The following is a 1,169-nucleotide window of genomic DNA, read 5'->3' as shown; positions in this document are numbered from 1 at the left end:
CAACACAGGGGGCAATGTCAATATCCCTGCAGACGCTACCCCCACACAAATCCAAAACGCTGTCTATGGATACGCCATAGCCCTAAAAGAACAAATAGTAAGAGAATCCACCAATACAATGATTCTTTATAACATATTAAACAATTATGATGGGACTTATATGAGCTATGATTATGGTTTATCTCATCAGTTTTCAATGGGTGCGTTTAACAACGGAGGCTTTTTCCGCTACTATAACCAAAACTCAACTAATGGCTTTGACATAGGCGCAAAATCTAAACTAAGAGTTGCAAATAGATTGTATTTGCGAAGCGCGCTTTATTATAGTTATATGGATTTTGGCAAGGCATTAGACACAAAGTTTGCTACACATTCTATCATAGCAGGCATAGGATTATTAAAAGAGTTTGACTTTGCGCTAGGGAGTAGTGGCAATGTATTTTTTGTGCTAAATCCTAGTGTAAATCTATACTATGCAGCTATACTAAAAGGAAAGTATATCCCTACTAATCATTTAGGATTTGGCAATATCGCTTTAGACACAGGGATAAAAATCAAAAAAACAAGCCTTTTGCTTAGAGGAAGTGCAGGAGGCGCGCTAAATTCTCTAAAATCTATCAATGTAAATCTAGGTGATAATGCAAGCTATACAAATAAGACATTTTTTAATAACCAAATGTATTCTGCTAGCTTTGTGTTTAAACAAGGCATAGGAAGTAAGTTTTATATCAATGCTGATATAGGGGCTGTATTTGTCGATAAAACCCTGCTAGATAAATCCTACCTAATCAAAGCAGGAGTGCTACTAGGCTATATGCTTGGCAAAGGATTTGACAATGAAAACATTGCAACCTCTAACACAAGAAAATCTAGCAGGTATCAAAAGCTAAAAGGCAAAAATGAGAGAAAAACACTAAAATCTAATCCCCCCTCTACTACCAAAGCAAAAAATGCAAATCTAAGTCCTACAAACTCTGCTAACGCAACTAAAACAAAATCTACCCCCACTACAACCCCAAAAACCACTGCGGACAATAAATCTAAAAATGCAGACAAAGCTAGCACACCAAAAACTACAAAATCTAAAGAGCCTCCAAAACCCACTCAAAAACCCACCAAATCAAACGCAAAATCCCCAAAAGTAAATCTCCCCAAAGTAAAGCAAACTA

General features: G+C 36.5%; 1 protein-coding gene. It reads left to right on the top strand.

Going from position 1 to position 1,169, the window contains the following annotated elements; genetic code table 11:
* The coding region (locus ACWIUO_RS13735; protein WP_454178450.1) for a hypothetical protein at positions 1–1,169 on the top strand (1,169 nt) is incomplete at both ends.

The organism is Helicobacter sp. T3_23-1056 (assembly GCF_053654535.1).
Note: the sequence above shows the minus strand (reverse complement) of the source record. Positions and strands in the feature narration are given on the sequence as shown.